Here is a 26,270-nt window from a genome sequence, read left to right as displayed (position 1 = left end):
CCAAATGCCTAATCGCGAAGACTGCCCTAGTCCGAAATGCGCTGCAGTTTGGCGCATTGAGAGCCGATGCTCGTGCATATGACGCACAACTTGTCGCTTGAAATCATCACTGTACCGGCGCCCCACAGGCTTAGGGCCAACTCCGGAGTCAGCTTGATGACTGGCGACCCAGCGCCTGAGCAGGCTGAAATCGATACCAAAATGCTGCGCTACCTTCCTGAAGCCATTGTTGCCTTCTAGGTAGGCGCTGATGGCTGTGAGCTTGAAGCGCTCGGTGTACTTGCCCATAAATCCCCCCAAGGGTTGGATTGGTGTCCAACTTCTTGGGGGCAGTCCATAGACGTGGGAGCGGGCTTGCCCCGCGATGTCGCTCGAACAGGCAACAACGCTAATCAACCAGCCCTTTCTGCCTGAGCGCCTGCAACGCCCCCTCCATCGTCCGCATACCCAACGCCGCCCCCGCCTGCATCACCGACGTCACCTGCGCCATGCGCCCCTCGCGAATCAAGCTGCGCACCGCTGGCGTCGCCACCAGCACCTCCCTTGCAGCCACCCTGCCGCCACCTTTCAGCCTGACCAGCACCTGAGCCACTACCAGGCGCAGCGATTCGGCCAGCATCATGCGCACCAGCGGTTTCTCCTCGGCCGCGAACACCTCCACCAGCCGGTCGATGCTGTTCACCGCCGAGCGGGTGTGCACCGTTGCCAGCACCAGATGCCCGGTTTCCGCCGCGCGCAATGCCAGGCGGACGCTCTCCAGATCACGTAACTCACCGACCATGATCACATCCGGATCCTGGCGCAAGGCACTGCGCAGCCCCTGGGCGAAGTCGCGGCTGTGCACACCGATCTCCCGCTGATTGACCAGGCAACCCTGGCCGCTGTGGATAAATTCGATGGGGTCTTCCAGGGTGATGACCTGCAGCGCGCGTTCGCGATTGAGCCGATCGAGCAGCGCCGCCAGGGTGCTGGACTTGCCGCTGCCCGTCGGCCCACCCACCAGCACCAGGCCATCCCGGCATTGCGCAACGGTTTGATACACATCGTTCAGGTCAAGTTCGTCGAGGCTGGGGACCTGCGCCGGGATCAGCCGCACGCTTGCGCCCAAGCCATTGCGCTGACGGAACAGGTTCAAGCGCAGGCGCCCCACGCCGGGCAGGCTCAGCGCCAGGTCCAGTTCATCTCCGCTCACCCATTGCCGCCGCTGCCCGTCATCGAGCAGGCCGGCCATTCCCTGTTCCAGCGCCGTGCACGTCAGCACCGGCAGCGCCATGCGCTGCAGCACGCCATCCAGGCGCAACAACGGTGGCTCGCCCGCGGCCAGGTGCAGGTCACTGGCGCCCGCAGCCACAGCCCGGGCCAGCAGCTCGGTCACATCCATGAGACTCCCCAACGGCCATCAAGCAGGTAGAATGCCGCAGACCTCACAGCCGCCGGCGACGATCCATGTCCACCCTAGCAGACAACATTTCCGTCATTGCCAGCCGCATCGACAGCGCGGCCAGGGCCGCCGGGCGCGATCCGGCCAGCGTCCAGTTGCTGGCGGTCAGCAAGACCAAGCCCGCCAGCGCCGTGCGCGAGGCCTTTGCGGCCGGGCTGCGCGATGTGGGCGAAAACTACCTTCAGGAAGCCCTGACAAAACAACAGGCTCTTTCCGACCTGCCCTTGATCTGGCACTTCATCGGCCCCATTCAGTCGAACAAGACCAAAGCCATCGCCGAGCACTTCGACTGGGTACATTCCGTGGACCGCCTGAAGATCGCCCAACGCCTGTCCGAGCAACGCCCGGGCCATCTGCCGCCGCTGAACATCTGCCTGCAGGTGAACGTCAGCGGCGAAGACAGCAAGTCCGGCTGCGCGCCCGCCGAGCTGCCGACGCTGGCCCAGGCCGTCAGCGCCCTCCCCGGCCTGCGCCTGCGCGGGCTGATGGCGATCCCGGAGCCCACCGAAGATCGCGCCGAACAGGAAGCTGCCTTTGCCACCCTGCGTCAACTGCAGGAGCAGCTCGACCTGGGCCTGGACACACTTTCAATGGGTATGAGCCACGACCTGGAGGCCGCCATTGCCCAAGGTGCGACCTGGGTCCGTATCGGCACCGCCCTGTTCGGTGCACGCGACTACGGCCAGCCCTGACATTCATGCTTAACTCACTTTCCCTCTCAAGGACCTGACATGAGCAAGACTCGTATTGCCTTTATCGGCGCCGGCAACATGGCCGCCAGCCTGATCGGCGGCCTGCGCGCCCAGGGCCTGGACGCCTCGCAGATCCGCGCCAGCGACCCGGGTGCCGACACCCGCGCGCGCATCCAGGCCGAGCACGGCATCGAAGCATTCGCCGACAACGCCCAGGCCATCGACGGGGTGGACGTGATCGTCCTGGCGGTCAAGCCGCAGGTGATGAAAGCCGTCTGCGAAACCCTGAAGCCGAACCTCAAGCCTGGCCAACTGGTCGTCTCCATCGCCGCCGGCATCACCTGTGCCAGCCTGCAGGCCTGGCTGGGCGCGATCCCGGTGGTGCGCTGCATGCCCAACACCCCGGCACTGCTGCGCCAGGGCGTCAGCGGCCTGTACGCCACCGAACAAGTGTCGGCCGCACAGCGCGAGCAGGCCGAACAGTTGCTGTCCGCCGTCGGCACCGCCCTGTGGCTGGACCAGGAACAGCAACTGGATGCCGTCACCGCCGTTTCCGGCAGCGGCCCGGCGTACTTCTTCCTGCTGATCGAAGCCATGACTGCCGCGGGTGAAAAGCTCGGCCTGCCGCATGAAACCGCCTCGCAACTGACCCTGCAAACCGCTCTGGGCGCCGCACGCATGGCCGTGGCCAGCGACGTCGATGCCGCCGAGCTGCGCCGTCGGGTGACCTCGCCCGCCGGCACCACGGAAGCGGCGATCAAGTCGTTCCAGGCCAACGGCTTCGAGGCCATCGTCGAGCAGGCACTGGAAGCTGCGGCCAAGCGCTCCGCGGAGCTGGCCGAACAACTGGGCAAATAAGGAGCCATTTTCAATGAATGCACTGTCCGGCGCCGCGATCTTCGTGGTGCAAACCCTGGTCAGCCTGTACCTGGCGATCGTTCTGCTGCGCTTCGTGCTGCAACTGGTCAAGGCCGACTTCTACAACCCGCTCAGCCAGTTCGCCGTGCGCGCCACCCAGCCGCTGCTCAAGCCGCTGCGCCGGGTAATCCCGAGCATCGCGGGCCTGGATACCTCGTCACTGCTGCTGTCGGTGCTGATCCAGGCGCTGCTGATGGCCTTCGTGCTGATGGTCACCTACGGTACCTTCGGCGACGTCCTGCATCTGCTGATGTGGGCGATCATCGGCATCACCTCGCTGTTCCTGAAGATTTTCTGGGTGGCGATGATCGTCATGGTGATCGTCTCGTGGGTCGCGCCCAACAGCCACAACCCTGCCGCCGAGCTGGCCTACCAGATCAGCGAGCCGGTGCTGGCGCCGTTCCGTCGCCTGGTGCCGAACCTGGGCGGCATGGACATCTCGCCAATCTTCGCCTTCATCGCCATCCAGGTGATCCAGTCGTTCCTCATGCCTCAACTGGCGGCCTACGCCGGCATGCCACAAGAGCTGTGGCGGATGATCTGACCCGCGATATCTCCTGCGGCAAGCCATTGCTTGCCGCTGGGGGTAGCGCTCTTTAGACTTACGCCTCCGTCAAGCGTGAGCAGGGTCGATGTCCACTGTCTTTCCCGAAGATTCCGTCGGTCTGGTAACACCGCAGATCGCCCGGTTCGATGAACCGTTGGCCCTGGCCTGTGGCCGCGCCCTGGCCTCGTACGAACTCATCTACGAAACCTATGGCGAGCTCAACAGCAACGCCAGCAACGCCGTGCTCATCTGCCACGCGTTGTCCGGCCACCACCATGCCGCCGGCTACCATGCCGCCACCGACCGCAAGCCGGGCTGGTGGGACAGCTGCATTGGCCCCGGCAAGCCGATCGACACCAACCGCTTCTTCGTGGTCAGCCTGAACAACCTCGGCGGCTGCAACGGCAGCACTGGCCCCAGCAGCCTCAACCCGGCTACCGGCAAACCTTACGGCGCCGATTTCCCGGTGCTGACGGTGGAAGACTGGGTGCACAGCCAGGCGCGCCTGGCCGATCGCCTCGGCATCCACACCTGGGCCGCCATCGTCGGCGGCAGCCTCGGCGGCATGCAGGCGCTGCAGTGGACCATCACCTACCCGGACCGGGTACGCCACTGCGTGGACATCGCCTCGGCCCCCAAGCTGTCGGCGCAGAACATCGCCTTCAACGAAGTGGCGCGCCAAGCCATCCTCACCGACCCCGAATTCCACGGCGGTTCGTTCCAGGACCAGGGCGTGATCCCCAAGCGCGGCCTGATGCTGGCGCGGATGGTCGGCCATATCACCTACCTGTCCGACGACTCGATGGGCGAAAAATTCGGCCGCGAGCTCAAGAGCGACAAGCTCAACTACGACTTCCACAGCGTCGAGTTCCAGGTCGAGAGCTACCTGCGCTACCAGGGCGAGGAGTTCTCCGGGCGTTTCGACGCCAACACCTACCTGCTGATGACCAAGGCACTGGACTACTACGACCCGGCGGCGGCCCATGACGGCGACCTGGCGGCGACCCTGGCGCATGTCACGGCAGACTTCTGCATCATGTCGTTCACCACCGACTGGCGCTTCTCGCCGGCCCGTTCGCGGGAGATCGTCGACGCGCTGATGGCCGCGCGCAAGAACGTCTGCTACCTGGATATCGACTCGCCCTACGGCCACGACGCCTTCCTTATCCCCACGCCTCGCTACATGCAGGGTTTCGCCAACTACATGAACCGCATCGCCCTGTGAGGACCCCATGAGAGCCGACCTGGAAATCATCCAAGACTGGATCCCCGCCGGCAGCCGGGTACTCGACCTGGGCTGCGGCAACGGCGAGCTGCTGGCCTCGCTGCGCGAGCGCAAGAACGTCACCGGCTACGGCCTGGAGATCGACGCCGACAACATCGCCGAGTGCGTGGCCAAGGGCGTCAACGTGATCGAGCAGGACCTGGACAAGGGCCTGGGCAACTTCGCCAGCAACAGCTTCGACGTGGTGGTCATGACCCAGGCCCTGCAGGCCGTGGAGTACCCCGACCGGATTCTCGACGAAATGCTGCGGGTGGGCCGCCAGTGCATCATCACCTTCCCCAATTTCGGCCACTGGCGCTGCCGCTGGTACCTGGCGACCAAAGGCCGCATGCCGGTGTCGGACTTCATGCCATACACCTGGTACAACACGCCGAACATTCACTTCTGCACCTTCGAAGACTTCGAGAACCTGTGCCACGAACGCCACGCCAAGGTGCTCGACCGCCTGGCCGTCGACCACTTGCACCGTAATGGGTTGGGCGGCCGGCTTTGGCCTAATCTTCTAGGTGAAATCGGTATTTATCGCGTCAGCAGCCCGGGCCTGCAGGAGCACCAGCTCGCGGTCTGACGCTCGTGAACGGAGGAATGGGATCATGCGTCGACTAGCACTGTTTCTGATCAGCCTGTGCCTGGCCCTGCCGGTACTGGCTGCCGATGCCGCCAAACCTGAGCGCAAGGAAGTGTTTGGCGACGTGACGGTCCACTACAGCGCCTTCACCTCGAGCATGCTGCAGCCGGACATCGCCGCCGCCACCGGCCTTACCCGCAGCAAGAATCAGGGCGTGCTCAATATCGCCGTGCTCAAGGGTGGCAAGCCGGCCACTTCGGTGGTCAGCGGCACGGTCAAGGACCTGACCGGGCGCAGCAGCCCGCTGTCGTTCAAGCAAATCACTGATCAGGGTGCGGTGTACTACATTGCCCAATTCAAGATCGAACAGGCAGAGACCCTGACCTTCGACCTGAATGTCGAAACCGGTGGTGTCAGCAATCAACTCAGCTTCAACCAGGAAGTGTTCCCAGGCGAATGATGAATTTCCAGCAACTCGTATTGGCCAGCCATAACGCCGGCAAGCTCAAGGAACTGCAGGCCATGCTCGGCGAGTCCGTGCACCTTCGCTCGATCGGTGAGTTCAGCCAGGTGGAGCCGGAAGAAACCGGCCTGTCGTTCGTCGAGAACGCCATCCTCAAGGCGCGCAACGCCGCACGCATTTCCGGCCTGCCGGCGCTGGCCGACGACTCGGGCCTGGCGGTGGACTTCCTCGGCGGCGCGCCGGGCATCTATTCGGCACGCTACGCCGACGGCAAGGGCGACGCGGCCAACAACGCCAAGCTGCTTGAAGCGTTGAAGGATGTGCCCAAGGAACAGCGTGGCGCGCAGTTCGTCTGCGTACTGGCACTTGTGCGCCATGCCGACGACCCATTGCCGATCCTCTGTGAAGGCCTGTGGCATGGCAGCATCCTGTTCGAGGCCAGCGGTGAGCATGGTTTCGGCTACGACCCGCTGTTCTGGGTCCCGGAGCGCAAGTGCTCCAGCGCCGACCTGGCGCCCGTCGACAAGAACCAGCTCAGCCACCGCGCCCGCGCCATGGCCTTGCTGCGTCAGCGTCTGGGCCTGGCATGAGCGAAAAGCTGTTGGTACAGCCGGCGGGCCTGATCCTCCCCGAACTCCCGCCGCTGTCGCTGTACATCCACATCCCCTGGTGCGTGCGCAAATGCCCTTATTGCGACTTCAACTCGCACCAGGCCGGGCCCACATTGCCCGAAGACGAGTACATCGATGCGCTGCTGGCCGACCTCGACCAGGAAATGCATGCCGTTGCGGGCCGCCCGATCAGCACGATCTTCTTCGGCGGCGGCACCCCCAGCCTGTTCAGTGCGGCAGCGCTTGGCCGCCTGTTGCGGGGTGTAGAGCAGCGCATCCCGTTTGCCGCGGACATCGAGATCACCCTCGAAGCCAACCCGGGCACGTTCGAGCAGGAAAAGTTCAAGGCCTACCGGCAGACCGGCATCAACCGGCTGTCCATCGGCGTGCAGAGCTTCCAGCCAGCCAAGCTCGAGAAGCTCGGGCGCATCCACAACGGCGATGAAGCGGTGCGCGCCGCCGACATGGCCCGCGCAGCCGGCTTCGACAACTTCAACATGGACCTGATGCACGGCCTGCCGGACCAGTCGTTGGACGACGCGCTGGGCGACCTGCGCCAGGCCATCGAGCTGGCGCCGACACACCTGTCCTGGTATCAGCTGACGGTCGAGCCCAACACCGTGTTCTGGAACCAGCCACCCGAGCTGCCCGAAGACGACATTCTCTGGGATATCCAGGAAGCCGGCCAGGCGCTGATGGCCGAGCACGGCTACCAGCAATACGAAGTGTCGGCCTACGCCCAGGCAGGGCGCGCCGCACGGCATAACCTCAATTACTGGCGCTTCGGCGACTTTATCGGTATCGGTGCCGGTGCCCACGGCAAGCTGTCGTTCCCCGACGGGCGCATTCTGCGCACCTGGAAGACCCGCCTGCCCAAGGACTACCTGAACCCGGCCAAGCCCTTCAAGGCAGGCGAGAAGCTGCTGCCGGCCGATGAACTGCCCTTCGAGTTCCTGATGAACGCGCTACGCCTGACCCAGGGCGTGGAAGCCGAGCTGTTCACGCAACGCACGGGGCTGCCCCTGGCGCAACTTGCGCAAGCCCGCCGCGCCGCCGAACAAAAGGGCCTTTTGCAGGTCGAAGCGGATCGACTGGTGGCTACGCCGCGCGGCCAGCTGTTCCTCAACGACCTGCTGCAGTACTTCTTGAATTAAGGATGACCCATGGACCTGGTACTTGACCTGCTCTCGACCGTCTCCCGTTGGAGCCGCAGCAACCTGTCAGAGATCTCGCTGGCCCTGGTGGGCTGCCTGCTGGTGCTGTTCGGCACCGATATCAAGGGCTGGGTCGAGGGGCGCCTGGGCGGCCTGGCTGGCGCCCTGCGCGTGCCGTTCATGGCGCTATTGGTGATGATCGGCAGTGGCGCGGCGCTGATCTATGCCACACCGTGGATCGTCAAGGGATTGGGGCAGTTCAACAACTATGCGCTGGCACCGGTGTTGCTGGTGGTGCTGGTGTTGATTGGCGTGGTGGCTGACCGGCGCGGCTAAAAGCCACCCCGGCGAACCAGGGCGGCTCCTCACTCCACTAGCCCTCAGCGGGCATCATCGAAGTGATCACGCAGGAAGTCTCTCGCGGTCTTGAACAGGATCAAAAACCGGGCGAGCTTCCAAACGTGGCTCAGCATTTTCAGTAGATGCTTCATATGCCTTGGCCTCCGTACTGGCCAGGCCAATCTTCCAGTGTCTAACCGGCACTTCGACGCCTTCAGAGACCCTGTGGTTGCCTCCAGTGAAGTGGCCAGGTTGATGGCCCTTCGATGTACATCACCGGCGCGGGTCGTAGGCCGCGTCGAAGGGGCCGAGAAACCGTTGGTGTTCCCGGCCCGCCACTGGATGAACCCCATGGGAGCCCAGCGAGCTTACGTGAGTCGATCACCAAGAGCTGTTTCCAGCGCTGTCACACCTAATGCCGGATATTTCCTTTATTGACGCGTTTTGCCGGCAAACCTAAGATCCAGCTGTGGTTGTCTCCAGTGAAGTCCGCAGGCCAAGGATTCGTAACCCGAAGCCCGCATAAAAAAACCGCCCTTCGCAAGGCGGTTTTTTCGTTTTTCGCTTACCCCCCAACCCTTGGCAACGCCAGCACTGCGCGGCCCCATCACGCTCAGCGCCCTTTTGGCGTCTGCTCCGCGTTCGCTTCCAGCCTTTGCCTCCAGTCAGATGCACGCCCGCATCCCAAAGACTCAGCCTCGCGCAACATCGCCAGCCGCTCGGCCATTGGTGTCTGCTGCCAGATGGCGGGATGAGTGGCCAACAAGTAAAGCGCCTCGGCTTTGAACTGGTCGTATGAAAGCACTTGTCTGGACTTCTCCAGCATCTCGCCCACTGTGAGTGACACCGAGGGCAGGGCCGAAGCAATGTCGGTAGCCGGCCTGAAACAATGCACCTCACGCACAAACTGCGGATAGAGCGACTGGTGCGGATCATCCCGCTGCAACGCCGCTTTCAACACCTCAAGCAAGGCGACTTGCTCCGCCCCCATGAAGTCGAAGCTGTCGGTGGTTGGCTTGCAACGGTAGTAATAGGCGACCGCTGCCGCCAAAAAACCTTGCGCTACAGCCTGATGCAAACGCGCACAGGAGCCCTGCCTGCGTGCTCTGTCGCGCCGGTCCGCAGAGGTTTGCAAATTGGACTGCCAGAACAGCGCCAGGGTGTTGCCCGCCTCTGCTGCCAGCTCGATGTGCGCGCGTGCTTCATCTATCAATTCGCTCATCGGCATTAACTGTTCAGTACTGATGGCTTCGCCGTCTGCCTCGGCTTCGGCAAGCGCCTGCACATTCACGTTGGCCTGCTGAATCAAGGCTACGGCACGCTCAAGGTGCTGCTCAGAGGGCGAAAGGGGCTCGCGCAGCAACGCGGCGAGCACAAGGCCGACAATAACGACCAGACCAACCAGTGGTAACAGGACCCGAGGCTTCAAGGCGCAATCCTTTACGCGATGTAATGAGGGGCCAGAGGCGCACCGGCGCCTCTGGCAGGGGGAAGGTCAAGCCAGTTTTTCGAACTTCAGGTCCCACACACCGTGCCCAAGGCGCTCACCACGACGCTCGAACTTGGTGATCGGGCGCTCTTCGGGGCGTGGCACGTAGGCACCATCAGCCGCCTGGTTGCGATAGCCCGGTGCAGCGCTCATCACTTCCAGCATGTATTCGGCATAGGGCTCCCAGTCGGTCGCCATGTGGAACACGCCACCGGGCTTCAACTTGCGACGCACCAGTTCGGCGAACTCCAGCTGGACGATCCGACGCTTGTGGTGACGCGCCTTGTGCCAGGGGTCTGGGAAGAACAGCATCAAGCGGTCGAGGCTGTTGTCGGCCACGCAGCGGTTGAGCACTTCGATGGCGTCGCAGTCGTACACCCGCAGGTTCTTCAGGCCTTGGGTAAGCACGCCGTTCAGCAAAGCGCCGACACCCGGGCGGTGCACTTCGACGCCGATGAAGTCCAACTCGGGCGAGGCGGCGGCCATCTCCAGCAGCGAATGGCCCATGCCAAAGCCGATCTCCAGGGTGCGCGGCGCCGAACGGCCGAACACCTGGTCGTAGTCCACCGGGCTGTCAGCCAGCGGCAGAACGAACAGCGGGCCGCCCTGCTCCAGGCCACGTTGCTGGCCTTCGGTCATGCGCCCGGCGCGCATCACGAAACTCTTGATGCGACGGTGCGGGCGATCTTCGCCGTCGGCGGTGATCGGCGTTTCTTGCGATTCAGTCATCTGGGGCTCTTACTTGATCAGACCATCCAGCGGCGAAGAGGCGCTGGCGTAGAGTTTCTTGGGCATGCGGCCGGCCAGGTAGGCCATGCGCCCGGCCAGGATGCCGTGCTTCATGGCTTCGGCCATCAGCACCGGCTGCTGGGCGTGGGCGATGGCCGAGTTCATCAGGACCGCCTCGCAGCCCATTTCCATGGCGATGGTGGCGTCGGAGGCGGTACCCACGCCGGCATCGACCAGCACCGGCACCTTGGATTCCTCAAGGATGATCTGCAGGTTGTAGGGGTTGCAGATGCCAAGGCCAGTACCGATCAGACCAGCCAGGGGCATCACCGCGATGCAGCCGGCTTCAGCCAGCTGACGGGCGATGATCGGGTCGTCGCTGGTATAGACCATCACGTCGAAACCTTCCTTGACCAGCACTTCGGCGGCCTTGAGGGTTTCGATGACATTGGGGAACAAGGTTTTCTGGTCAGCCAGCACTTCCAGCTTGACCAGCGTGCGGGACTCATGGGACTTGCGACCATCGAGCAGCTCACGGGCCAGGCGGCAGGTGCGCACGGCTTCCACCGCATCGAAGCAGCCAGCGGTGTTCGGCAGGATGGTGTACTTGTCCGGCGACAGCACGTCGAGCAGGTTCGGCTCGCCCGCATTCTGGCCCAGGTTGGTGCGGCGCACGGCGACGGTGACGATTTCGGCACCCGAGGCCTCGGTGGCCAGGCGGGTTTCTTCCATGTCACGGTACTTGCCGGTACCGACCAGCAGGCGCGACTGGAAGGTGCGCCCGGCCAGGATGAAGGGCTTGTCGCTGCGAACGTTGCTCATCGATGTTCCTCAGGAAAGGTTACGGGGCTTACGGGTGAATCGCCGGGCTTGCTCAACCACCGCCGATGGCGTGGACCACTTCGACCTGGTCGCCTTCGCTCAGCATCGTGCTCTCGTGCTGGCTGCGCGGCACGATGTCCAGGTTCAGTTCCACCGCCACCCGGCGGCCGGCCAGCTCGAGCCGGCCGAGCAGGGCCGCGACGCTCTCGCTCGCGGGCAGTTCGTAAGGTTCACCGTTCAGTTGAATGCGCATGCGCACGGCCACCATTGTTCGTTGGGGCAGGCATTCTAGCCCCGATCAGCCTTGCAACCCAAGGGTGGCGCGCGCCATTAGTCGCGATTGTGGACCACTCGGTCAGCCCAGGCGCCAGGCGGCCAGGCCCAAGCACAACCAGCCGGCGAGGAAGCACAGGCCACCCAGGGGGGTGATCATGCCGAGCTTGCCCAGGCCCGTCAGCGTGAGCACGTAGAGGCTGCCGGAAAACAGCAGGATACCCAGCGCGAACAAACCGCCAGCCCAGCCGACCAGGCGCCCGGGCAGGTGCACCGAGAGCACGGCCACGGCGAGGATCGCCAGGGCATGCACCAGCTGGTAGGTAACCCCGGTGTGAAAGACCGCCAGGTAATCGGCACTGAGGCGGCTCTTCAGGCCATGGGCGGCAAAGGCGCCGAGTGCAACACCGGTGAAGCCGAAGAAGGCGGCGAGCATCAGGAAGCTGCGAAGCATGGGACGACTCCTCGAAAGGGGTCTGTATAATGGCCCCTTCCAACGGTCCGGCCAAGCCATCACCATGCTGTCATCCTTCCTGCGCCACTTCACCCGCGGCCTGCTCTGGTTCGCTGCCGCAAGCATTGCCGTGGTGCTGGTACTGCGCTGGGTACCGCCGCCCGGCACGGCGCTGATGGTCGAGCGCAAGGTGGAGTCATGGTTCAGCGGCGAGCCGATCGACCTGCAGCGCGACTGGACGCCCTGGGAAGAGATCTCCGATGAGTTGAAAGTGGCGGTCATCGCCGGTGAGGACCAGAAGTTCGCCAGCCATTGGGGCTTCGACATCCCGGCCATCCAGGCGGCGCTGGCCTACAACGAACGGGGCGGCAAGGTCCGTGGTGCCAGCACCCTCACCCAGCAGGTGGCCAAGAACATGTTCCTGTGGTCCGGCCGCAGCTGGCTGCGCAAGGGCCTGGAGGCCTGGTTCACTGCATTGATCGAGCTGTTCTGGTCGAAAGAGCGGATTCTCGAGGTGTACCTGAATAGCGCCGAGTGGGGCAAGGGCGTGTTCGGCGCCCAGGCGGCGGCTCGCTATCACTTTGGCGTGGATGCCAGCCGCCTGACGCGACAACAGGCCGCACTGCTCGCTGCCGTGCTGCCGAGCCCGATCAAATGGAGCGCCAGCCGGCCAAGCACCTATGTGGCCAGCCGCGCGGGGTGGATTCGCCGGCAGATGAGCCAGCTGGGTGGGCCGAGCTACCTGATGCAGCTGGATGCGTCGCGCAGACAGTGAGCTGCGCGCGCAAGGGCATCCAGTAACCTGTGGGAGCGGCTTCAGCCGCGAAATAGGCAGCGCGGTGGATGGCACCAGCTTCGCTGGTGTTCGCGGCTGAAGCCGCTCCCACAGGGTCCTGCGATCCGTCTGGATGCGCGCAGCAACATGCCAAATGAAAAAACCGCTGCCTCTTGCGAGAGCAGCGGTTTTTCAATCCAGCCAGGGCGCCGATCAGATGGCGATCAGTGCCTTGACCTTGCTCATTGCGTTCTTTTCCAGCTGGCGAATACGCTCGGCCGAAACGCTGTACTTGTCCGCCAGCTCATGCAGCGTGGCCTTCTCTTCAGCCAGCCAGCGCTGGTAGAGAATGTCGCGGCTGCGATCGTCCAGGCCTTGCAGGGCTTCATGCAGGTTGCTGGTGGAGTTGTCGCTCCAGTCAGCGTCCTCCAGCTGCACAGCCGGGTCGTAGCGGTGGTCTTCCAGGTAATGCGCGGGCGACTGGAAGGCGCTGTCGTCATCGGCTTCGGCTGCCGGGTCGAAGGCCATGTCCTGGCCGCTCAGGCGGCTTTCCATTTCACGCACTTCGCGAGGCTCTACGCCGAGGCTTTCGGCCACGCGATGCACTTCGTCATTGTTCAGCCAGGCCAGGCGCTTCTTCTGGCTGCGCAGGTTGAAGAACAGTTTGCGCTGGGCCTTGGTGGTGGCCACCTTGACGATACGCCAGTTGCGCAGGATGAACTCGTGGATCTCGGCCTTGATCCAGTGCACCGCGAAGGACACCAGACGTACGCCCATTTCCGGGTTGAAACGCTTTACCGCCTTCATCAGGCCGACGTTGCCTTCCTGGATCAGGTCGGCCTGGGCCAGACCATAGCCAGCATAGCTACGGGCGATATGGACGACGAAACGCAGGTGGGCCATCACCATTTGCCGGGCGGCCTCGACATCCTGTTCGTAATAGAGACGCTCGCCCAGATCACGCTCCTGCTCGACCGTCAGCAGCGGGATGCTGTTGACCGTGTGCACGTAGGCTTCCAGGTTTGCACCGGGTACCAGGGCATAGGCAGGTTGCAACGATGTGGTCATTCAAGTACCTCCGACTTACAGACTCGTGCCTTGTGGGCACTGCCAGCATAGACCCGGAACCGCGAGACAAGTTCCTGGATGAAAAAAAGTCAATGCTGGCGATGAAACATTATCGTGGTGCCAGCTCGTTCAGATGCCGAGCCACCGCGATCCATGCACCGATATACCCCAACAGCACCGCGCCGATCAAGAGGGAAAGACCATCGGCAGCCGGCACCCCGCCCAGGGCGAAATCGCTGCCATACAGGCCGGAAAGCCCGACGACCGCGTCGTTGAGCCAGTTCAGGCCGAACGCCAGGATTCCCCAGGCCAGCACCCCGGCACCCAGGCCATACAGCGCACCCATATAGAGGAAAGGCCGACGCACGTAGCTGTCGGTACCGCCAACCAGCTTGATCACTTCGATCTCGACGCGGCGGTTCTCGATATGTAGACGAATTGTGTTACCGATTACTAACAGCAAGGCAGAAATAAGCATCACCGCCAGGCCGAAGACAAAGCGATCACCCAGCTTGAGGATCGCCGCCAGGCGCTCGACCCAGACCAGGTCCAGCTGCGCCGCTTCCACCCGCGGCAGCTCTGCCAGACGCTGGCGTAGCGCTTCCAGGGCCGGTTTGTCGACTTCGCTCGGGGTCACTACCACCACACCGGGCAGCGGGTTGTCCGGCAGCTCGCGCAGGGCCTCGCCCAGGCCAGACTGCTGCTGGAACTCTTCCAGCGCCTGCTCACGGCTGACGTACTGGGCCTCGGCAACGCCGGGCATGCCCTTGATCTCGTCACGCAAGGCTTCGCCATCGCGGCTGCTGGCGTCGAGCTTGAGGTACAGCGAAATCTGCGCCGCGCGTTGCCATGAACCGCCGAGCTTCTCGACGTTCTTGAGCAGCAGCGACAGGCCCATGGGCATGCTCAGCGCCACGGCCATCACCAGGCAGGTGAAGAAGCTGCCGATCGGCTGCTTGGCCAGGCGGCGCAGGCTGTCGGCCAGGCTGGCGCGGTGGCTTTCCAGCCAGGCGTGCAGCAAGGTGCTGAAGTCCGGGCCATCGTCGTCGTGGTCACCGCGCTTTTTCTTCGCAGGTTGTGGGTCGGCGGGCTTGGGTGCGACCCGCTCGGAAACCTTAGGTGTACGTGTGGTGCTCATTGCCCGGCCTCCCCATCGCCGATCAAGCGGCCGCGTTGCAGCGTCAGCATGCGGTGGCGCATGCGCGCGATCAGCGCCAGGTCGTGGCTGGCGATCAATACGGTGGTGCCCAGGCGGTTGATGTCTTCGAACACGCCCATGATCTCGGCGGCCAGGCGCGGGTCGAGGTTACCGGTGGGTTCGTCCGCCAGCAGCAATGCCGGCTGGTGGACGATCGCCCGGGCGATACCGACGCGCTGTTGCTGACCGGTGGACAGGTCGGCCGGGTACAGCTCGCCCTTGTCGCTCAACGACACGCGCTCCAGCGCCGAGTCGACGCGCTTGGCGATCTCGGCCTTGGACAGCCCGAGGATCTGCAGCGGCAGGGCGATGTTGTTGAACACGGTGCGGTCGAACAGCAACTGGTGGTTCTGGAATACCACGCCGATCTGCCGGCGCAGGAACGGGATCTGCGCGTTGCTGATCTGCCCCAGGTCCTGCCCCGCCAGCAGCAGCTTGCCGCTGGTCGGGCGTTCCATGGCCAGCAACAGGCGCAGCAAGGTGCTCTTGCCGGCGCCGGAGTGGCCGGTGACGAACAGGAACTCGCCACGCCGCGCCCGGAAGCTCAGCTCATGCAGGCCGACGTGGCCGTTGGGGTAGCGTTTGGCGACCTGTTCGAATCGGATCATGCAGGTTCCCGCTCGGCAAACAGTGCCTTGACGAAAGGTTCAGCCTCGAAGGTGCGCAGGTCATCGATACCCTCGCCCACACCAATGAAGCGGATCGGAATGTTGAACTGCTTGGCCAAGGCGAAGATCACCCCACCCTTGGCGGTGCCGTCCAGCTTGGTCAGGGCCAGGCCGGTCAGTTCCACGCTCTGGTTGAAGTACTTGGCCTGGCTGATGGCGTTCTGCCCGGTACCGGCGTCGAGTACCAGCAGCACCTCGTGGGGCGCCTCGGCGTCGAGCTTGCCGATCACCCGACGGACCTTCTTCAGCTCTTCCATCAGGTTGTCCTTGGTGTGCAGGCGCCCGGCGGTGTCGGCGATCAGCACATCGACGTTGCGCGCCTTGGCGGCCTGCACGGCGTCGAAGATCACTGAAGCCGAGTCGGCGCCGGTGTGCTGGGCGATCACCGGGATCTGGTTGCGCTCGCCCCACACCTGCAGCTGCTCCACGGCGGCGGCACGGAAGGTGTCACCGGCGGCGAGCATGACCTTCTTGCCTTCGAGCTGCAGCTTTTTCGCCAGCTTGCCGATGGTGGTGGTCTTGCCGGCACCGTTCACGCCGACCACCAGGATCACGTAGGGCTTGTTCTGCGCCTCGACCTTCAGCGGCTGCTCGACCGGGCGCAGCAGCGCGGCCAGCTCTTCCTGCAGCGACTTGTACAGTGCGTCGGCGTCGGCCAGCTGCTTGCGGGCGACTTTCTGGGTGAGGTTCTGGACGATGGCCGAGGTGGCCTCGACGCCTACGTCGGCAGTCAGCAGGCGGGTTTCGATTTCGTCGAGCAGGTCGTCATCGATGACCTTCTTGCCCATGAACAGGCTGGCCATGCCCTCGCCAATGCTGGCGCTGGTCTTCGACAGGCCCTGCTTGAGACGGGCGAAGAAACCGGGCTTGGACGGTTCGGTGGCTGCCGCGACAACGGGTTCGGGTTCGACCGGGGCTGGCGCGATGACCGGTTCGGCTTCGACAACCGGGGCCGGGGCGACAACGACAGCCGGCTCGACCAGCGGGCGGGCGGGAATGGCAGGCGGCGCCTTGGGCTCTAGGTCCTCGACCAGCGCCACCGGTTCTTCGGCGACAGGCAGTACCAGGTTGCTGACCGGGGCCGCGGGCACTTCGACCTGTGTTGGCTCTACAGGTGCGACAACCTCAGGCTGAACAACCACGGGGGCAGCGGCAGGCGCATATTGCGGCGTGACGACCACCGGTTCTGGCTGCGGTGCAGCGACCACTGGCTCAGGCACCGGCGCTGGCTGCGGTGCGGCAATCACTGGCTCGGGCACAGCCTGAGGCGCGGCAACTACCGGCTCCGGCACAGGCTCGGCTACGACGGGCTCGGGCACTGCCGTCGGCAGCGGCTCGGCAGCCGGCGCCTGCAGTACGGCCGGCTCTGCGGCCTGCGGTTCTGGGGTTTGCGGCTGTTCGGCGACAGGTTGTTCCGGCTTCTTGCGGAACCAGCTGAACAGGCCTTTCTTCTCGCCAGCCGCAGCCGGCGCTTTTTTGTCGTCGTTGGAACCAAACATGGAAGACGGCTATCTCAGGGTAGCGATGCGCCAGCAGTGGCGCATCGGGAATTCTTGAGTCACGCAGAACAGACTATTTTGTAACCGACTGGTTCATGCGCAACGTTTTGTCTTTAGGGCCTGCGGGCCAGAACGGCGACAGGCATGGTCGCCAGGCAACCGGATCAGTATCCTAGCACCTCCTGGCCCGCCGACGCTAAACCCAAGCGGGCCGCAGAACAGGTTAAACACCGTATGAATGCTCTAGCCCGCCGCGCCGCTGGCCTGTTGCTCGGCACGCTGTGCCTGCCGCTTGCGGCCTTCGCCGCCGATGTGCAACCCACCCACGAATTCATCCTCGACAACGGCCTGAAAGTGGTCGTGCGCGAGGACCACCGTGCCCCGGTGGTGGTTTCGCAGATCTGGTACAAGGTCGGCTCCAGCTACGAAACCCCGGGCCAGACAGGCCTGTCCCACGCCCTGGAGCACATGATGTTCAAGGGCAGCGCCAAGCTTGGCCCTGGCGAGGCATCGCGCATCCTGCGTGACCTGGGCGCCGAAGAGAACGCCTTCACCAGCGACGACTACACCGCCTATTACCAGGTGCTGGCCCGCGACCGCCTGCCGGTGGCCTTCGAACTGGAAGCCGACCGCCTGGCCAGCCTGCGCCTGCCGGCCGACGAGTTCAGCCGCGAGATCGAGGTGATCAAGGAAGAGCGCCGCCTGCGCACCGACGATCAGCCCACCTCCAAGGCCTTCGAGCTGTTCCGTGCCATGGCCTACCCGGCCAGCGGCTACCACACCCCGACCATCGGCTGGATGGCCGACCTCGAACGCATGAAGGTCGAAGAACTGCGCCACTGGTACGAGTCCTGGTACGCGCCGAACAACGCCACCCTGGTGGTGGTCGGCGACGTCACCCCCGACGAAGTGAAAACCCTCGCACAAAAATTCTTCGGCCCCATCCCCAAGCGCGCCGTGCCCCCCAGCAAGCTGCCGCTGGAGCTGGCCGAACCGGGCCTGCGCAAGCTGACCCTGCACGTGCAGACGCAGTTGCCGAGCCTGATCTACGGGTTCAACGTGCCGGCCCTGGCCACCGCCAAGGACCCGCGCACGGTCAACGCGCTGCGGCTGATTTCCGCCCTGCTCGACGGCGGCTACAGCGCCCGCATGCCGGCGCGCCTGGAGCGCGGCCAGGAGCTGGTGGCCGGTGCCTCGTCCAGCTACAACGCCTTCACCCGGGGCGACAGCCTGTTCCTGATCTCGGCCACCCCCAACGTGCAGAAGAAAAAGACCCTGGCCGAGGTCGAGAAAGGCGTCTGGCAACTGCTCGACGAACTCAAGACCACCCCACCGACCGCCGAAGAGCTAGAGCGCGTGCGCGCCCAGGTGATCGCCGGCCTGGTCTACGACCGTGACTCCATCAGCAGCCAGGCCACCACCATCGGCCAGCTGGAAACCGTCGGCCTGTCCTGGAAACTGATCGACAGCGAACTCGACGACCTCAAGCGCGTGACCCCGGAAGACATCCAGGCCGCTGCCCGCACCTACTTCACCCGCGAACGCCTGAGCGTTGCCCATGTACTGCCCGAGGAGTCCGCTCATGAGTGACCGCAGCGCACCCCGCTACACCCTGCTGGGCCTTGGCATCATCGTGCTGGTGGTGGCCATCGCCCTGCTGCTGGCCCGTCCGGCCCAGTCCGACAGCGCCAGCCAGCCCGCTACCGCGGCCCGCCCGGCCAACTCGCTGCAATCGCTGGCCGAACTGGACGGCAAGCCCCCCAGCCGCCGTCAACTGAACATCCAGCACTGGACCACCGCCGAAGGCACCCGCGTATTGTTCGTCGAAGCCCGCGAGCTGCCGATGTTCGACCTGCGCCTGACCTTCGCCGCCGGCAGCAGCCAGGACGGCGCCACGCCAGGTGTGGCCACACTGACCAACGCCATGCTCAACGAGGGTGTGGCCGGCAAGGACGTCACCGCCATCGCCGAAGGCTTCGAGGGCCTGGGCGCAGACTTTGGCAATGGCTCCTACCGCGACATGGCCGTGGCTTCGCTGCGCAGCCTCAGCGCCGCCGACAAGCGCGAACCGGCGCTCAAGCTGTTCACCGAAGTGGTGGGCAAGCCGACCTTCCCGGAGGACGCCCTCAAGCGCATCAAGAACCAGATGCTGGCCGGCTTCGAGTATGAGAAGCAGAACCCCGGCAAGATCGCCGGCAAGACGCTGTTCGCCAATCTGTACGGCAACCACCCCTACGCTCACCCCAGCGACGGCACGGCCCAGTCGGTCACCGCCATCACCCTCGACCAGCTGCGCGCTTTCCATGGCAAAGCCTATGCCGCCGGCAATGCGGTGATCGCGCTGGTCGGCGACCTCAGCCGCAGCGAAGCCGAAGCCATTGCCGCCCAGGTTTCCGCAGGCCTGCCCAAGGGCCCGGCCCTGGCCAAGCCCGAGCAGCCGGTTGAACCCAAGCCAGGCATGACCCACATCGACTTTGCCTCCAAACAGACCCACCTGATGCTGGCCGAGCTTGGCATCGACCGTAACGACCCGGACTGGCCGGCCCTGTCGCTGGGCAACCAGATCCTCGGCGGCGGCGCCTTCGGCACCCGGCTGATGAGCGAAGTGCGCGAAAAGCGCGGCCTCACCTACGGGGTGTACTCGGTGTTCAGCCCGATGCAGGTACGCGGCCCGTTCATGATCAACCTGCAAACCCGTGCCGAGCTCAGCGAAGGCACGCTCAAGCTGGTCCAGGACCTGCTGGCCGACTACCTCAAGAACGGCCCGACGCAACAAGAGCTGGACGACGCCAAACGCGAACTGGCCGGCAGCTTCCCGCTGTCCAATGCCAGCAACGCCAGTATCGTCGGCCAGTTGGGCGCGATCGGCTTCTACAACCTGCCGCTGAGCTGGCTGGAGGACTTCATGCAGCAGTCCCAGGCGCTGACCGTCGAGCAGGTCAAGGCCGCCATGAACAAGCACCTGGCGGCGGACAAGCTGGTGATCGTCACCGTCGGCCCGAAGGTGGCGCAGCAGCCGCTGCCGGCCCCCACTGACAAACCCGCCGAGCGGCCGCTCGGCGTACCGGAGCATTAATGGCACGCCCCAATACCCCCGCGCGCAGCGCCCCAGGCGCCAGCAAAGGCCCCGGCCAGCTGCGCATCATCGCTGGCGAGTGGCGCAGCCGCCGTCTCGACGTACCCGAAGGCGACGGCCTGCGCCCCACCCCCGATCGCGTGCGCGAAACCCTGTTCAACTGGCTGGCGCCGTACATCGAGGGCGCCCGCGTGCTGGATGCCTTCACCGGCAGCGGCGCGCTGGTGCTCGAAGCCCTGTCCCGCGGCGCGGAAAACGCCGTGGCGCTGGACAGCAACCCGGCCGCCATCGCCAACCTCAAGCACAACCTCGAACTGCTGCGCTGCCCGCGCGGGCAGATCCTGCAAACCGACGCCCTGCGCTACCTGCAAGGCCCGGCCAAGCAGCAGTTCGACCTGGTGTTCCTCGACCCGCCATTCCATCAGGACCTGCTGGCCAACACCTGCAACCTGCTGGAACAAGGCCAATGGCTGCGCGAGCAGGCGTGGATCTACACCGAGAGCGAGGCCGCACCCTCGACCCTGCCGATGCCGGGCAACTGGCGCCTGCACCGCGAGAAAAAGACCGGCCAAGTGCACTACGCGCTCTGGCAGCGCACTTGACCTCTCGGCCCCGCCTGCATAGCTAAGTACCGCAGGCGGGGCTCTGGCATGACCGAAGCTGAAGCTCCAAACGTCTCAATGGAGCGCCTCGGCCATGCCCGATGCACAACACGCCTCATTCAATCCCCTGCAGCATTTCACCCTTGCCAATGGCCTTCGTGTATACCTGCGTGAAGATCATCGTGCCCCGCTGGTCAACGCGCAGCTCTGGTACCACGTCGGCTCCAGCTACGAGCCCGAAGGCCACAGCGGCCTGTCCCATGCTCTCGAACACCTGATGTTCGAAGGCAGCAGAAAACTGGCACCTGGCGAGTACGCCAGACTCATGACGCGCCTGGGCGGCCAGCCCAATGCCTTCACACAGAAAGACGCCACGGTGTTCCCCCTGACGCTGCCTGCCAAGCGCCTGGAAATTGCCTTGGAGGCCATGGCCGACTGCATGGCCTCGGCCACGCTCGATCAAGCGCCTTTCGCTCGCGAGTTGGCAGTGATCATGGCCGAGCGCAGCGAGCGAATCGACAACAACCCCCTGGCGTTTGCATGGGAAAAGCATACGCAACTGGCCTATGGCAAAAGCACGTATGCCACGCCGGAGATCGGGCACCACGCTGACCTGCTGCAAATGACCAATGCTGCAGTTCGTACGTGGTATCGCACCTGGTATCACCCCAACAATGCGACCCTCGCCGTGGCCGGCGCGATCGACTTACAGCAACTGCACCTGCTGGTGGAACGTCATTTCGACGCGATACCGCCAAACCGTCTGCCAGACGTGAAGCGCCCCAGGATGGACGTGGCCCCCCTGCAACGCAGCCAAGCACTGCAGCAGCAAGGCCAGCGCGACGGATTGCTGATGAGCTACGAGGTGCCCAGCCTCGCCACCGCGGATTCGCCGGTGCAAGCCCACGCCCTGAATCTGTTGCGCTACCTGTTGGCCGTCGGCAACAGCTCGAGGATGCGCCGCCAGATGCTCGATGAGACACAGATGGCCATGGCCATGGGCTCTGACTACAGCATGGTCCGACGGGGTGACCGCTTGCTTTCCTTCCTTGCCTATTCCAACCCAGAGAAGGCGACACCCGAGCAGCTCAAGGATCGCCTGCTGGCCGAGGTGGAGCGCTGTCGGCACACGCCTGTGGACGCGGCGGAGCTGGCCAGGGCCAAGGCCAAGGTCTTGTCCCAACGGGTCTTCGAGCAGGACAACATCGCCACGCGGGCCGAGCAGATCGGCCAGTACGCCAGCGCCGGGCTCGACCCTGCCCTGCTGGACCGCGAGCGCCAGGCCATCGAGAACGTGACAGCGGAGCAGATTCGCCAGGCTGCGCATGACTGCCTCACGCACGACCGCTTGACGGTCACCTACATGCTCGGCAAGGAGAGCAACCATGAATGACACCCTACAGCCAATCGAATCGGCTTCCCCTTCTGGCCTGGTCAGCGCCCAGGATCTGGACCTCGATCGGTTCGACGACATCACGACCCAGGTACAGTCGTGGCAAACCGGCGAGGGAACCCGGGTGAAATTCGTCCATGCGCCAGGGCTGCCAATGCTCGACCTGATCCTGTCGTTCGATGCCGGCAGCGCCCTGGACGACCAGCACGCCGGGCGCGCGGCATTGACGCTGCACATGCTGGATGAAGGGGTCAACGGCCTGGACGTCAGCCAGTTTGCCGAACGCCTCGAAGGCCTGGGAGCGATCGTCGACAAGAAGATCAAGCTGGAAAGGGCCATTGTGAGTGTGCGCACGCTGACCGATAAGGCGGTGCTCGAACCGGTCATGGCGCTGTTCACCGACCTCGTGGCTCGCCCCGACTTTCCAGCTGGTGCCCTGGACAAGATCAAGCGACAGCTGCTGCAGCATGACGCGGCACTGCGCAACCAACCGCAAGTCCGCGCCCATTTCGAGACTTGCAAGCACCTGTATCGCGAGCACCCCTACGCCAACTCGATCAGCAGTACGCCTGAAAGTATCGAAGCACTCGACGTCGACGCGCTGAGGGCCTTTCATCGGCGCGGGTACAGCGCCAACAACCTGGACCTGATTCTGGTCGGCGATGTGTCCCGGCACGAGGCCGAGGCGCTCGCGCAACGCATCAGCCAGGCACTGCCGCAGGGCTGGGCGGTCCAGGAACCTGCTCCGCTGCCGCAAGCAGCAAGCGCGACGCTGCACTTCGACCAAGCCGCCGCAGTCAGCTCGGTGCAGCTCACCCTGCCTCTATGGCTGCATCCCGCCAGCCCGGACTACCATGCATTGGCACTCGCCAGCGAAGTACTTGGCTCAGGCCTGGACTCCCGCTTGATGACCGCCTTGCGCCAGCAACAGGGTCTGACTTATGACATTCGCAGTAAATTGACCTGCCTGAAGGGCGGCGGCATGTTCGTCATCCACTGGAACATCGCGGCAACGAAGGTCCAGGCCTCGCAGGCCCTGGTTTGCGAATTGCTGGAGCACTTCATCGAGCAGGGCCCTACGCACGAAGAGCTGCAACTGGCGCGACAGAAACTGGCAGGGCGCCTGATGCAAGATGTCGCGCGCAACCAAGGCCTGGCTGAGCTACTGGCCCGTGACAGCCACCTGGGGCTGCCGGATGACCGCCTCGGTACCTATCTGCAGACTCTTGCCGGCATCGATACGGAACACGTCCGTGCGGTTGTCCAGTATCACTTCGACCTGGCTCGCAAGCTACTGGTCAGCGTAGGCCCGAGCGCTGACCAACAGCCCCTTGCGCAACGAGACGATAACGACCAATAGCGCAGGTACAGTGGCGGTGTTTCATGGCACTCTAGGCAGGCACATCACGAGTCGCCCAGCATGCCCAGCCTCACCGCCACGTTCCGCCCGGCCACCGGCCTGACCAACCCGCACCTGCAGACGCTCTGGGGGCCGCTGTGGCGCAAGCTGCCGGACCTGCAGCGCAACCGTGAGCGCCTATGGCTGGCCGATGGCGACTTCCTCGATCTCGACTGGCACGGCCCGCACCAGCCCGATACGCCCTTGGTGCTGGTGCTGCACGGGCTGACCGGGTCGTCCAACTCGCCCTATGTCAAAGGCCTGCAGCAGGCGCTGCAACTGCGTGGCTGGGCCAGCGTCGCGATCAACTGGCGCGGCTGCTCGGGCGAGCCCAACCTGTTGGCGCGCAGCTACCATTCCGGCGCCAGCGAAGACCTCGCCGAAACCATCCGCCACCTGCGCGCCCAGCGCCCGCTCGCCCCCCTGTATGCGGTGGGTTATTCACTGGGCGGCAATGTGTTGCTCAAGTACCTGGGGGAAAGTGGCTCTGCCAGCGAGCTGGAGGCGGCGGTGGCTGTATCGGTGCCGTTTCGCCTGGACCAGTGCGCCGACCGCATCGGCCTGGGCTTCTCGAAGATCTACCAGGCGCATTTCATGCGCGAGATGCTGGCCTATGTGCAAGACAAGCAGCGGCACTTTCGCGACAAAGGGCACCATGAAGGGCTGGCCGAGATCGAACGCCTGGGCTCGCTGCGCAAGCTGCGAACCTTCTGGGATTTCGACGGCAAGGTGACCGCGCCGCTCAATGGTTTCAGCGACGTACACGATTATTACCGGCGCGCCTCCAGCCGCTATTACCTGAGAGAAAACCGCACGCCGACGCTGATCATCCACGCCAGCGACGATCCGTTCGTGTTCAGCCACAGCCTGCCAAGCGCCGATGAGCTGGCGCCGCAAACGCAGTTCGAGCTGCACAGCCGCGGTGGGCATGTGGGGTTTGTCGACGGCAGCCTGCGCAACCCGGGGTATTACCTGGAGCGGCGGATTCCGCAGTGGCTGGTGGACGGCAGGTAAGACCTCATCGCGGGGCAAGCCCGCTCCCACGACTGCTTTGCAGTTGGGCGTGGGAGCGGCGGTGCGCCGCTGCGACTTGCCCCGCGATGGTTGCGTCAGTCAATCACCGGTCGCGACCCCGCGCTGCGGATCATTGATCCACTCACTCCACGACCCGGCATACAAGCGCCCCAGCGGGTACCCGGCCAGCGCCAGCGCAAACAGGTTATGGCAAGCCGTCACCCCCGACCCGCAATACGCCACCAACTGCTCCGGCGAGCGGCCGCCAAGCTTCTCGGCATACCGCTGCTTGAGCTGCTCGGCCGGCAGGAATCGCCCATCAGCGCCGATGTTGTCGGTGAACGCCGCGCACTGAGCGCCCGGGATATGCCCGGCCACCGGGTCGATCGGCTCGACTTCACCGCGAAACCGCGGCAAACCCCGGGCATCGATCAGGGTCAGTTCAGGCTCACCCAGGCGTTTGACCAGATGCCCGGCATCGATCAGCAGTTTCATGTCCGGCTCGCCGCTGAAATTGCCTTCACGCTTGACCGGCGGATCCAGGCTCAATGGAAGGCCTGCCGCGTGCCACGCCTTGAGCCCACCATCGAGCAGGTACACCGATTCGCGCTTGCCGAGCCAGACCAGCAACCACCAGGCCCGAGCGGCGAAGGCACCAGGGCCGTCGTCGTACAACACCACTCGGCTGTCATCGTCCACACCCCACTCACGCAGGCGCTCGACCAGCCGCTGCGGGTCCGGCAACGGGTGGCGGCCGGTGCGGCCCTTGACCACCGGCCCGCTCAGGTCACGTTCCAGATCGGCGAAATGCGCCCCGGCGATATGCCCCTGGGCATAGCTGCGTTGGCCGTAATCGACATCTTCCAGGGCAAAGCGGCAGTCGAGGATCACCAGGCCGGGCGCGTCCAGTTGCTCGGCCAGTTGCTGCGGGGTGATCAGTTGCGCAAGGGGCATGACAGTCTCCTGATGAAGGGCTCGAAGGCGCTGGTTCAGTGCTCCAGGGCCTGGTTGAACGGTACATGGAATTCGTCGCACAAGGTGTCCACGACGGCGCGCGAGCCAGGCGTGACGAAGCCCAGTTCCAGCACCAGCACCTGATAGACGCCGCGCTTGAAGGCTTCTTCACCCAAATGCGCGGAATGTTCGCGGGTGGTGCTGAGAAAACGCACCCACGAAGTCAACACGATCCAGGCATTGATGGTCAGTGATTCGATCTGCGCGGCATCCATGGCCAGGATGCCGGCCTCGACAAAGCCACGATATATCGCCTGGCCTTGCTGCAGACAGCGTTGCGAAAAGCGCCGGTAGCGGGCGGCCAGCTCCGGATCGCTTTCCAGCAGGTGTTCAAGGTCGCGGTGCAGGAAGCGATAGTTCCACATCGCTGCCAGCAGTGCCTTGAGGTAGAAGCGTTTGTCTTCAACCGTGGCGACGCGGCCCTGGGGCGGACGCAGGAAGCTGTCGACCAGTTCTTCGTACTGGCTGAACAGCACGGCGATGATCGCCTGCTTGTTGGGGAAGTGGTAGTACAGGTTGCCGGGCGATATTTCCATGTGCGCGGCAATGTGGTTGGTGCTGACGCTGCGCTCGCCCTGCTGGTTGAACAGCTCCAGGCTGTTCTGCACGATGCGTTCTCGGGTCTTCATGCGCGGGGCCATGCTCAGCTCCAGTCTCCGTGCGTTCAAGTGATGGGGCATCTTACGGGCTATCGCCCCGCGACGTCAGGGCACGGCAGCGCAAATGTCCGCTGATCTGGCCGATAAATCACTCACCCCGACAAGAATTAGAGTATAGGC

The 26,270-nt window shown here is 64.4% G+C and carries 29 protein-coding genes; 16 read left to right on the top strand and 13 right to left on the bottom strand.

The window, feature by feature from the left end:
• Nucleotides 1-288: transposase (locus F6X61_RS04205; protein ID WP_153785534.1), on the bottom strand; the 288-nt coding region annotated here is incomplete at its 3' end.
• Nucleotides 289-388: 100 nt separating this feature from the next.
• The gene (locus tag F6X61_RS04200) at nt 389-1,381 is read right to left on the bottom strand and encodes a type IV pilus twitching motility protein PilT (RefSeq protein WP_153785533.1); all 993 of its coding nucleotides are present in this window, start codon (nt 1,379-1,381) and stop codon (nt 389-391) included.
• A gap of 65 nt (nt 1,382-1,446) precedes the next feature.
• On the opposite strand from F6X61_RS04200, the gene F6X61_RS04195 reads away from it, so the two are divergent.
• From F6X61_RS04195 to F6X61_RS04155, 9 genes are all read left to right on the top strand, one after another.
• Entirely contained in the window at nt 1,447-2,133 is a 687-nt protein-coding gene (locus F6X61_RS04195) for a YggS family pyridoxal phosphate-dependent enzyme (protein ID WP_153785532.1), read from the top strand.
• Between the two features lie 39 nt (nt 2,134-2,172).
• On the top strand, nt 2,173-2,991 hold the full coding sequence (proC, locus tag F6X61_RS04190; protein ID WP_153785531.1) for a pyrroline-5-carboxylate reductase: 819 nt from the start codon (nt 2,173-2,175) through the stop codon (nt 2,989-2,991).
• Nucleotides 2,992-3,004: 13 nt separating this feature from the next.
• Nucleotides 3,005-3,595, top strand: coding sequence for a YggT family protein (locus F6X61_RS04185; RefSeq protein WP_110996007.1), 591 nt, complete (start codon nt 3,005-3,007; stop codon nt 3,593-3,595).
• An 88-nt stretch (nt 3,596-3,683) separates the two neighbouring features.
• Nucleotides 3,684-4,823 (top strand): homoserine O-acetyltransferase, encoded by a 1,140-nt coding sequence (locus tag F6X61_RS04180; RefSeq protein WP_110996008.1) that lies wholly within the window; start codon nt 3,684-3,686, stop codon nt 4,821-4,823.
• A 7-nt stretch (nt 4,824-4,830) separates the two neighbouring features.
• The gene (gene metW, locus F6X61_RS04175; RefSeq protein WP_153785530.1) at nt 4,831-5,451 is read left to right on the top strand and encodes a methionine biosynthesis protein MetW; all 621 of its coding nucleotides are present in this window, start codon (nt 4,831-4,833) and stop codon (nt 5,449-5,451) included.
• A 25-nt stretch (nt 5,452-5,476) separates the two neighbouring features.
• Entirely contained in the window at nt 5,477-5,911 is a 435-nt protein-coding gene (locus F6X61_RS04170; protein ID WP_153785529.1) for a DUF4426 domain-containing protein, read from the top strand.
• The gene (gene rdgB, locus F6X61_RS04165) at nt 5,908-6,504 is read left to right on the top strand and encodes an RdgB/HAM1 family non-canonical purine NTP pyrophosphatase (protein ID WP_153785528.1); all 597 of its coding nucleotides are present in this window, start codon (nt 5,908-5,910) and stop codon (nt 6,502-6,504) included. Before F6X61_RS04170 ends, rdgB begins: the two co-directional genes overlap by 4 nt.
• Nucleotides 6,501-7,679, top strand: coding sequence for a radical SAM family heme chaperone HemW (gene hemW / locus F6X61_RS04160; RefSeq protein ID WP_153785527.1), 1,179 nt, complete (start codon nt 6,501-6,503; stop codon nt 7,677-7,679). Before rdgB ends, hemW begins: the two co-directional genes overlap by 4 nt.
• 9 nt (nt 7,680-7,688) lie before the next feature.
• On the top strand, nt 7,689-8,015 hold the full coding sequence (locus F6X61_RS04155; RefSeq protein WP_011531731.1) for a DUF3392 family protein: 327 nt from the start codon (nt 7,689-7,691) through the stop codon (nt 8,013-8,015).
• 616 nt (nt 8,016-8,631) lie between these two features.
• Here F6X61_RS04155 and F6X61_RS04150 read toward each other — a convergent pair.
• The 5 genes from F6X61_RS04150 to F6X61_RS04130 form a co-directional block, all read right to left on the bottom strand.
• Nucleotides 8,632-9,447 carry a hypothetical protein gene (locus tag F6X61_RS04150; protein ID WP_153785526.1) on the bottom strand — a complete coding sequence of 272 codons (816 nt, stop codon included), beginning with the start codon at nt 9,445-9,447 and terminating at the stop codon, nt 8,632-8,634.
• Between the two features lie 66 nt (nt 9,448-9,513).
• Nucleotides 9,514-10,236 carry a tRNA (guanosine(46)-N7)-methyltransferase TrmB gene (trmB, locus tag F6X61_RS04145; protein ID WP_110996014.1) on the bottom strand — a complete coding sequence of 241 codons (723 nt, stop codon included), beginning with the start codon at nt 10,234-10,236 and terminating at the stop codon, nt 9,514-9,516.
• A 9-nt stretch (nt 10,237-10,245) separates the two neighbouring features.
• Nucleotides 10,246-11,058: a thiazole synthase gene (locus F6X61_RS04140; protein ID WP_125860906.1), complete on the bottom strand. Its 813-nt coding sequence runs from the start codon at nt 11,056-11,058 to the stop codon at nt 10,246-10,248.
• Nucleotides 11,059-11,110: 52 nt separating this feature from the next.
• Entirely contained in the window at nt 11,111-11,311 is a 201-nt protein-coding gene (gene thiS / locus F6X61_RS04135) for a sulfur carrier protein ThiS (protein WP_153785525.1), read from the bottom strand.
• A gap of 102 nt (nt 11,312-11,413) precedes the next feature.
• Nucleotides 11,414-11,785 carry a DUF423 domain-containing protein gene (locus tag F6X61_RS04130; protein ID WP_153785524.1) on the bottom strand — a complete coding sequence of 124 codons (372 nt, stop codon included), beginning with the start codon at nt 11,783-11,785 and terminating at the stop codon, nt 11,414-11,416.
• 64 nt (nt 11,786-11,849) lie between these two features.
• Here F6X61_RS04130 and mtgA point away from each other — a divergent pair, with 64 nt between their 5' ends.
• The gene (mtgA, locus tag F6X61_RS04125) at nt 11,850-12,560 is read left to right on the top strand and encodes a monofunctional biosynthetic peptidoglycan transglycosylase (RefSeq protein ID WP_153785523.1); all 711 of its coding nucleotides are present in this window, start codon (nt 11,850-11,852) and stop codon (nt 12,558-12,560) included.
• A gap of 213 nt (nt 12,561-12,773) precedes the next feature.
• On the opposite strand, the gene rpoH is transcribed toward mtgA, so the two are convergent.
• From rpoH to ftsY, 4 genes are all read right to left on the bottom strand, one after another.
• Complete coding sequence (rpoH, locus tag F6X61_RS04120) at nt 12,774-13,628, bottom strand: RNA polymerase sigma factor RpoH (protein WP_153785522.1); 855 nt, start codon at nt 13,626-13,628, stop codon at nt 12,774-12,776.
• 109 nt (nt 13,629-13,737) lie between these two features.
• Nucleotides 13,738-14,766 (bottom strand): permease-like cell division protein FtsX, encoded by a 1,029-nt coding sequence (ftsX, locus tag F6X61_RS04115; RefSeq protein WP_125465933.1) that lies wholly within the window; start codon nt 14,764-14,766, stop codon nt 13,738-13,740.
• On the bottom strand, nt 14,763-15,434 hold the full coding sequence (gene ftsE / locus F6X61_RS04110; protein ID WP_153785521.1) for a cell division ATP-binding protein FtsE: 672 nt from the start codon (nt 15,432-15,434) through the stop codon (nt 14,763-14,765). The genes ftsX and ftsE overlap by 4 nt, the downstream gene beginning before the upstream one ends.
• Complete coding sequence (ftsY, locus tag F6X61_RS04105) at nt 15,431-16,993, bottom strand: signal recognition particle-docking protein FtsY (RefSeq protein ID WP_153785520.1); 1,563 nt, start codon at nt 16,991-16,993, stop codon at nt 15,431-15,433. Before ftsY ends, ftsE begins: the two co-directional genes overlap by 4 nt.
• Nucleotides 16,994-17,227: 234 nt before the next feature.
• On the opposite strand from ftsY, the gene F6X61_RS04100 reads away from it, so the two are divergent.
• The 6 genes from F6X61_RS04100 (at nt 17,228) to F6X61_RS04075 (ending at nt 24,477) form a co-directional block, all read left to right on the top strand.
• A complete protein-coding gene (locus F6X61_RS04100) occupies nt 17,228-18,583 on the top strand; it encodes a pitrilysin family protein (protein ID WP_153785519.1) in 1,356 nt (451 codons plus the stop codon).
• The gene (locus tag F6X61_RS04095; RefSeq protein WP_153785518.1) at nt 18,576-20,069 is read left to right on the top strand and encodes a pitrilysin family protein; all 1,494 of its coding nucleotides are present in this window, start codon (nt 18,576-18,578) and stop codon (nt 20,067-20,069) included. The genes F6X61_RS04100 and F6X61_RS04095 overlap by 8 nt, the downstream gene beginning before the upstream one ends.
• A complete protein-coding gene (gene rsmD / locus F6X61_RS04090) occupies nt 20,069-20,671 on the top strand; it encodes a 16S rRNA (guanine(966)-N(2))-methyltransferase RsmD (RefSeq protein WP_153785517.1) in 603 nt (200 codons plus the stop codon). Before F6X61_RS04095 ends, rsmD begins: the two co-directional genes overlap by 1 nt.
• 94 nt (nt 20,672-20,765) lie before the next feature.
• Complete coding sequence (locus F6X61_RS04085) at nt 20,766-22,064, top strand: pitrilysin family protein (protein WP_153785516.1); 1,299 nt, start codon at nt 20,766-20,768, stop codon at nt 22,062-22,064.
• Nucleotides 22,057-23,424: a pitrilysin family protein gene (locus F6X61_RS04080; RefSeq protein ID WP_153785515.1), complete on the top strand. Its 1,368-nt coding sequence runs from the start codon at nt 22,057-22,059 to the stop codon at nt 23,422-23,424. Before F6X61_RS04085 ends, F6X61_RS04080 begins: the two co-directional genes overlap by 8 nt.
• Before the next feature lie 60 nt (nt 23,425-23,484).
• Nucleotides 23,485-24,477 (top strand): hydrolase, encoded by a 993-nt coding sequence (locus F6X61_RS04075; RefSeq protein WP_153785514.1) that lies wholly within the window; start codon nt 23,485-23,487, stop codon nt 24,475-24,477.
• Between the two features lie 99 nt (nt 24,478-24,576).
• Here the strand turns inward: F6X61_RS04075 and F6X61_RS04070 are convergent, their stop codons facing one another.
• Nucleotides 24,577-25,431: a sulfurtransferase gene (locus F6X61_RS04070; protein WP_153785513.1), complete on the bottom strand. Its 855-nt coding sequence runs from the start codon at nt 25,429-25,431 to the stop codon at nt 24,577-24,579.
• Nucleotides 25,432-25,466: 35 nt separating this feature from the next.
• On the bottom strand, nt 25,467-26,132 hold the full coding sequence (locus tag F6X61_RS04065; protein WP_110996027.1) for a TetR/AcrR family transcriptional regulator: 666 nt from the start codon (nt 26,130-26,132) through the stop codon (nt 25,467-25,469).
• Nucleotides 26,133-26,270: the final 138 nt, after the last annotated feature.

The organism is Pseudomonas sp. EMN2 (assembly GCF_009650555.1).
In the GTDB taxonomy this organism is placed as follows: Bacteria; Pseudomonadota; Gammaproteobacteria; order Pseudomonadales; family Pseudomonadaceae; genus Aquipseudomonas; species Aquipseudomonas sichuanensis.
Note: the sequence above shows the minus strand (reverse complement) of the source record. Positions and strands in the feature narration are given on the sequence as shown.

Bases quoted from the DNA above. Each gene is read 5' to 3' on its own strand.
- F6X61_RS04200 (WP_153785533.1), bottom strand. From the start codon at position 1,381: ATGGATGTGACCGAGCTGCTGGCCCGGGCTGTGGCTGCGGGCGCCAGT.
- F6X61_RS04195 (WP_153785532.1), top strand. From the start codon at position 1,447: ATGTCCACCCTAGCAGACAACATTTCCGTCATTGCCAGCCGCATCGAC.
- proC (WP_153785531.1), top strand. From the start codon at position 2,173: ATGAGCAAGACTCGTATTGCCTTTATCGGCGCCGGCAACATGGCCGCC.
- F6X61_RS04185 (WP_110996007.1), top strand. From the start codon at position 3,005: ATGAATGCACTGTCCGGCGCCGCGATCTTCGTGGTGCAAACCCTGGTC.
- F6X61_RS04180 (WP_110996008.1), top strand. From the start codon at position 3,684: ATGTCCACTGTCTTTCCCGAAGATTCCGTCGGTCTGGTAACACCGCAG.
- metW (WP_153785530.1), top strand. From the start codon at position 4,831: ATGAGAGCCGACCTGGAAATCATCCAAGACTGGATCCCCGCCGGCAGC.
- F6X61_RS04170 (WP_153785529.1), top strand. From the start codon at position 5,477: ATGCGTCGACTAGCACTGTTTCTGATCAGCCTGTGCCTGGCCCTGCCG.
- rdgB (WP_153785528.1), top strand. From the start codon at position 5,908: ATGATGAATTTCCAGCAACTCGTATTGGCCAGCCATAACGCCGGCAAG.
- hemW (WP_153785527.1), top strand. From the start codon at position 6,501: ATGAGCGAAAAGCTGTTGGTACAGCCGGCGGGCCTGATCCTCCCCGAA.
- F6X61_RS04155 (WP_011531731.1), top strand. From the start codon at position 7,689: ATGGACCTGGTACTTGACCTGCTCTCGACCGTCTCCCGTTGGAGCCGC.
- trmB (WP_110996014.1), bottom strand. From the start codon at position 10,236: ATGACTGAATCGCAAGAAACGCCGATCACCGCCGACGGCGAAGATCGC.
- F6X61_RS04140 (WP_125860906.1), bottom strand. From the start codon at position 11,058: ATGAGCAACGTTCGCAGCGACAAGCCCTTCATCCTGGCCGGGCGCACC.
- thiS (WP_153785525.1), bottom strand. From the start codon at position 11,311: ATGCGCATTCAACTGAACGGTGAACCTTACGAACTGCCCGCGAGCGAG.
- F6X61_RS04130 (WP_153785524.1), bottom strand. From the start codon at position 11,785: ATGCTTCGCAGCTTCCTGATGCTCGCCGCCTTCTTCGGCTTCACCGGT.
- mtgA (WP_153785523.1), top strand. From the start codon at position 11,850: ATGCTGTCATCCTTCCTGCGCCACTTCACCCGCGGCCTGCTCTGGTTC.
- rpoH (WP_153785522.1), bottom strand. From the start codon at position 13,628: ATGACCACATCGTTGCAACCTGCCTATGCCCTGGTACCCGGTGCAAAC.
- ftsX (WP_125465933.1), bottom strand. From the start codon at position 14,766: ATGAGCACCACACGTACACCTAAGGTTTCCGAGCGGGTCGCACCCAAG.
- ftsE (WP_153785521.1), bottom strand. From the start codon at position 15,434: ATGATCCGATTCGAACAGGTCGCCAAACGCTACCCCAACGGCCACGTC.
- ftsY (WP_153785520.1), bottom strand. From the start codon at position 16,993: ATGTTTGGTTCCAACGACGACAAAAAAGCGCCGGCTGCGGCTGGCGAG.
- F6X61_RS04100 (WP_153785519.1), top strand. From the start codon at position 17,228: ATGAATGCTCTAGCCCGCCGCGCCGCTGGCCTGTTGCTCGGCACGCTG.
- F6X61_RS04095 (WP_153785518.1), top strand. From the start codon at position 18,576: ATGAGTGACCGCAGCGCACCCCGCTACACCCTGCTGGGCCTTGGCATC.
- rsmD (WP_153785517.1), top strand. From the start codon at position 20,069: ATGGCACGCCCCAATACCCCCGCGCGCAGCGCCCCAGGCGCCAGCAAA.
- F6X61_RS04085 (WP_153785516.1), top strand. From the start codon at position 20,766: ATGCCCGATGCACAACACGCCTCATTCAATCCCCTGCAGCATTTCACC.
- F6X61_RS04080 (WP_153785515.1), top strand. From the start codon at position 22,057: ATGAATGACACCCTACAGCCAATCGAATCGGCTTCCCCTTCTGGCCTG.
- F6X61_RS04075 (WP_153785514.1), top strand. From the start codon at position 23,485: ATGCCCAGCCTCACCGCCACGTTCCGCCCGGCCACCGGCCTGACCAAC.
- F6X61_RS04070 (WP_153785513.1), bottom strand. From the start codon at position 25,431: ATGCCCCTTGCGCAACTGATCACCCCGCAGCAACTGGCCGAGCAACTG.
- F6X61_RS04065 (WP_110996027.1), bottom strand. From the start codon at position 26,132: ATGGCCCCGCGCATGAAGACCCGAGAACGCATCGTGCAGAACAGCCTG.